The sequence below is a fragment of the Pontibacterium sp. genome, from assembly GCF_964228735.1.
Classification (GTDB): Bacteria; Pseudomonadota; Gammaproteobacteria; order Pseudomonadales; family Balneatricaceae; genus Pontibacterium.
In genome coordinates, this window is sequence record NZ_CAXRBQ010000079.1 from 1 (window position 1) to 4,681 (window position 4,681).

At 54.2% G+C, this 4,681-nt stretch carries 6 protein-coding genes; 5 read left to right on the forward strand and 1 reads right to left on the reverse strand.

Annotated features, from left to right (window positions below):
• Positions 1-214: 214 nt before the first annotated feature.
• Positions 215-715, forward strand: a complete 501-nt coding sequence (locus ACEQ15_RS08610) for a disulfide bond formation protein B (RefSeq protein ID WP_370278723.1) — start codon at positions 215-217, stop codon at positions 713-715.
• Positions 716-760: 45 nt separating this feature from the next.
• On the opposite strand, the gene soxR is transcribed toward ACEQ15_RS08610, so the two are convergent.
• A complete protein-coding gene (soxR, locus tag ACEQ15_RS08615; RefSeq protein WP_370278725.1) occupies positions 761-1,234 on the reverse strand; it encodes a redox-sensitive transcriptional activator SoxR in 474 nt (157 codons plus the stop codon).
• 105 nt (positions 1,235-1,339) lie between these two features.
• On the opposite strand from soxR, the gene ACEQ15_RS08620 reads away from it, so the two are divergent.
• From ACEQ15_RS08620 to ACEQ15_RS08635, 4 genes are all read left to right on the forward strand, one after another.
• Positions 1,340-2,095: a hypothetical protein gene (locus tag ACEQ15_RS08620; protein ID WP_370278726.1), complete on the forward strand. Its 756-nt coding sequence runs from the start codon at positions 1,340-1,342 to the stop codon at positions 2,093-2,095.
• A gap of 159 nt (positions 2,096-2,254) precedes the next feature.
• The gene (locus ACEQ15_RS08625) at positions 2,255-2,863 is read left to right on the forward strand and encodes a TetR/AcrR family transcriptional regulator (protein ID WP_370278727.1); all 609 of its coding nucleotides are present in this window, start codon (positions 2,255-2,257) and stop codon (positions 2,861-2,863) included.
• Positions 2,864-2,867: 4 nt separating this feature from the next.
• On the forward strand, positions 2,868-3,926 hold the full coding sequence (locus tag ACEQ15_RS08630) for an efflux RND transporter periplasmic adaptor subunit (RefSeq protein ID WP_370278728.1): 1,059 nt from the start codon (positions 2,868-2,870) through the stop codon (positions 3,924-3,926).
• Between the two features lie 6 nt (positions 3,927-3,932).
• Positions 3,933-4,681: efflux RND transporter permease subunit (locus tag ACEQ15_RS08635; protein WP_370278730.1), on the forward strand; the 749-nt coding region annotated here is incomplete at its 3' end.

The window sequence follows — 4,681 nt, forward strand, 5'->3', positions numbered from 1 at the left end:
AATTTATTTTGTGTTAATTACAAACAATTTTGTCTAACTTAAAACGACTCTTTCTCAGCTTATTGATTAGTTTTTTTCATCTATTTACCTTTTGAGCACCATCTAACGATGAACTCGACTCACTCTTCCTGTCCTAAAACAATAACTAGGGAACTCGCCATCCATACAATGATCGGATAGAGTTCGCGAACTGGAATATTTGAAGGAGAAACCCATGGGCGTCGGCGCACAGGGAAAAAGCACATCGTTTTATTGGTCCCTTGTATTGGTGTTAGGCATCGCAATGGAAGCCATTGCACTCTACTACCAGTACGGGCTGGATTACGGCCCCTGCGTTCTCTGCATTCATATTCGAATTTATGTGCTGGGCTTTATCCTACTGGCCCTGGTAGCACTCGCTACCCGAGGAAGTAAACCTATGCGCATGCTCACCGGCCTGACTGGAGTGGGTCTGGCAGCTGGCATGGCCGAGCGTTCCTGGAAAACATTTGGTGTTGAACGCGGTTTCATCGAAGGCGCATGTGATATGGACAGCGGCCTGCCCGACTGGTTTGCATTAGATCAATGGTTCCCTACCGTATTTGAGCCCTGGGAACCATGTGGCTACACACCTGAACTGTTATTCGGCATCACCATGGCTGAAGGCTTACTGGCTTTCAGCGCTGCAGCGATCCTTGGCAGCCTCTGGATGCTGGTCAGATCGTTACGTAGTTAAACGAAATGAGGCGCCACAGGCGCCTCTTCTTTTACTGCTGTTACCTCACTCCATCGGCCTGCCATCATCGGGCCTCTCTTCAATCAGGTACCGCGGCCCTGTGCCACGCTTGGCCACGAAGTCATCCGCATTAAACAGCTCGCAACTTCGCATCGATAAACAACCACAACCAATGCAGGTTGAAAGACTCTCACGCAACTTCTGCATACGCGCAATACGCTCATCCAACTGCCTGCCCCACTGGGTGGATAAGCGCTCCCAATCCCGTTTTGTGGGCGTGCGATTATCCGGCAGACTCGCCAGCGCCGCGCTGATCTCTTCCAGCGAAAGTCCCAGATTCTGTGCCGCCTTGATTACCGAGATCCGTCGCAGCATCGCCGGATGAAAACGCCGCTGATTACCTTCGGTTCGCACCGACCGGATCAACCCCTTCGACTCATAAAAACGCAGTGCTGAGGTTGCAATATCACAACGCTCCGCTGCTTCTCCTATGGTCATATAGCGCACGGACTTTGCCATTTCTCTTCCTCAAACCAAACAGCCCGCAGACTGAGTTTCAAATGCTTGACTTAAACTTTACTTTAAGTTGTACGATGCGCAACCTCAATGAACAGAGGTGCACAGATGAACACAACTATTTGCAACGGATGCGGATTTAACGCCACCACAACAGCGCCTGCCCACTGCCCCCTTTGCGGCACACCCGGCAATCGCTTTTTGAGCGAACAGAAAGCGGCACAACGCAGTAATATCAAGGTGAGCAACATCAATCACCGCATTACGCGCCTGAAGGCAGAGGGATTGGGCACATCGGTATATCGCCTCGAAACGTCGGCGGGCTACGTATGGATCGATTGCCTGCCCCTCTTCAACGACGCGGTCGCTCCAGTGGACGCGATCCTTTTTACCCACCGGGACTTTATGGGCGCGACTGACCGCTACCAACAAGCCTGGCACGCTGAGACCTGGCTTCACCGTGAAGAGCAAAACCACCCGCTCGCACAAGATCACCACATCACCCATGGCTTTGATGACAACTTTTGCCGCGGTGACCTGGAAGCCTTTGTGATCGGAGGGCACACACCTGGCTTTACCGTTTATCTGCACAAGGATGCACTGTTCGTGTGTGATCTCGTTTTAGGCCAGGACGACCGCATGCGCTTCAACGCAGCAGGCTCACCTGAGGCGAACTTGGGTGCCGCAACCCAACTGAATACCCTGCTACGAAGACGAAAAATACGGGTTGTTTGTGGCTACAACTATGTCACTGATTTTCGTAGCTGGCAGAGCGCTTTTAAGAAATTGATCGCTAAAACCGAACGCTCGCTACACGCTCTGCAACTATCACAACCTGTTGATCTCTATAGACAAACCGCGTAGAGCCCAATGCGGCAACGCATTGTTGCAATTCTTTACACTTTCTTAACTTGTTTATGCACAAAATCGGATTAAAATGTGCACCACTATTTTTAGAACGACCGGTCTAGTTAAAAATAAATGCCACCACCTATTGCAAAGGTGATGGCACAGGTACGAGATATGACACGAGGACGACGCCCGGAACATAGCCGGGAGAAAATTCTTGAGAAAGGCGCCGAGCTGTTCGCCCGCAACGGCTATGCCGCTACAGGTCTGAAGGAGATCCTTGAAGCCTGTGAGGTATCCAAAGGTTCCTTCTATAACTTCTTCGAGAACAAGGAACAGTTCGCCGTCGAGATTATCAATCATCACAAATCCATGGAGCTTGTTCGCTGGGAAGAGGAGATGTCCTCCCTAACCGGCACCTACCTGGACAAGATTCGTCAGATGGTCGAGATGGAGATCCGCAAATACGACGAAGATCTGGACTGTACCGGGTGCCTGCTGGCCAACCTGACCGGCGAAGTCAGCCAGGCCTCCCCCCTGTTCAGTGAAGCGATCCGCACCTCCAGTCTGGAAGTCCTGGACTCGATAGAAGAAGACATACGTATCTGCCAGGAAGAAGGCACCGTACGCACCGATATACCACCTCGCCAGATCGCCGAGCTGATCTGGAACGGCTGGCAAGGCGCCCTGCTGCAGCTCAAGGTCGAGCGCTCCGTAGAGCCGCTACGCCGCCACACAGCCACCCTGTTCACAATGATTGAAGCCCCAACACTCAAAGGTTAAGGATATGAAAGCCAACCGCATCATCGCCGGATTCCTGCTGGCCACAAGCCTTGCAGCACCGACCGCCTTCGCTGCAGACAAGCCACCTCAGGGTCTGCCGGCAGAGGTGATTACCGTGCAAACTCAGGCACTGGATCACTCTATCCACGCCGTCGGTAACCTGCGCGCCAATGAAACCATCCAGCTCAGTCCTGAGCAGAGCGGCCGCATTGAAAAAGTCCTGTTTGAAGAGGGCCAGGCGGTTAAACAGAATGACCCTCTGTTTGTTCTGGACAGCGCTATCTACCGCGCCGAATTGCGACAGGCAGACGCACGCGTAAAGCTGAGCCAGATCGCATACAAACGTGCCGAGAGCCTGCTGAAAAAGCGTGTAGGTTCCGAGCAGGATCGCGACAGCACCCTCGCCCAGCTGCGCGTCGACGAAGCCCAGCGTGCACTGGCTAAAACCCGACTGGACAAGATGACAATCCGCGCACCGTTTGCCGGCTCCACCGGCCTGCGTCTGGTGAGCCCGGGTGACTACGTCAACGTTGGCCAGGAGCTGGTCGAACTGACCGACCTGAACACCATGAAAGTGGATTTCCGCGTACCGGAGATCTACCTGGCAGCCCTGCAGCCTGGCACTCTGATCAACGTTGAAGTCGACGCTTTCCCAGGTCGAATCTTCAATGGTGAGGTATACGCAATCGCACCAAGTGCAGATACCCGCTCCCACAACATTGAAGTCCGTGCCCGCATCAAAAACAAAGACGGTCTGTTACGTCCAGGCCTGTTTGCCAAGGTAAACCTGGTGATGAAGCAGGAAGATGCCGCGATAGTGGTACCGGAACAGGCGATCATCCCTCAGAACGGTGGCTTCTTTGTGATGCGTGTTGCTGACGGCAACATGGTTGAACTGGTTCCGGTTGAGATGGGCCAGCGCCGCCCGGGCACCGTACAGATCACCAAGGGCCTGACCAAGGGTGACGTGATTATCACCGCCGGTCAGATCAAGCTGTTCCCAGGTATGCCGGTAACCCCGATCTTTGTTGACGGCAGCCAGCAGGCGAATCGCGGAGAGTAAACACACATGGTCCTGTCTGACATCAGTATCAAACGCCCGGTGCTGGCCACCGTGATGAGCTTGCTGGTCCTGCTGATCGGCCTCATCGCGTATGACCGCCTCACTGTGCGCGAATACCCGAAGATCGACCTGCCCGTGGTGACGGTGGAAACCACCTACCCGGGTGCGAGTTCGTCGATCATAGAAACCCAGATCACCCAGATCATTGAGGACTCACTGTCCGGGATCGAAGGGATCGACTTTATGAACTCCATCAGTCGAACCGAAAAATCCCAGATCACCGTGACCTTCAAGATCACCCGTGATCCGGACGATGCCGCCGCCGATGTGCGCGACCGCGTGAGCCGTGTCACCGGCCAGCTGCCGGACAACGTTGATCCACCGGTGGTGACCAAAACCGAAGCGGATGCCCAGCCGATCATCTGGCTGGCCTTCTCCTCCGACCGTCACGACCCGATGGAGATGACCGAGATCGCGGACAACCGCGTCAAGGATCAGTTGCAGACCGTCAACGGCGTAGCCAACGTAATGATCTTCGGTGAGCGTAAATACTCCATGCGCATCTGGCTGGACCCGGCACGCATGGCCGCGTACCGCGTAATGCCACAGGATGTGGAAGCGGCGCTGGAAGGCCAGAACCTGGAGGTCCCTGCCGGTCGTATCGAATCCCGCGAGCGTGAGTTCACCCTGCTGACCAAAACCGATCTGAACGATGTGGAAGAGTTTAAGAACATCATCATCCGCAACGATGACGG

Coding starts and splice junctions, on each gene's coding strand:
- ACEQ15_RS08610 (WP_370278723.1), top strand. CDS start 215: ATGGGCGTCGGCGCACAGGGAAAAAGCACATCGTTTTATTGGTCCCTT.
- ACEQ15_RS08630 (WP_370278728.1), top strand. CDS start 2,868: ATGAAAGCCAACCGCATCATCGCCGGATTCCTGCTGGCCACAAGCCTT.
- ACEQ15_RS08625 (WP_370278727.1), top strand. CDS start 2,255: ATGACACGAGGACGACGCCCGGAACATAGCCGGGAGAAAATTCTTGAG.
- soxR (WP_370278725.1), bottom strand. CDS start 1,234: ATGGCAAAGTCCGTGCGCTATATGACCATAGGAGAAGCAGCGGAGCGT.
- ACEQ15_RS08620 (WP_370278726.1), top strand. CDS start 1,340: ATGAACACAACTATTTGCAACGGATGCGGATTTAACGCCACCACAACA.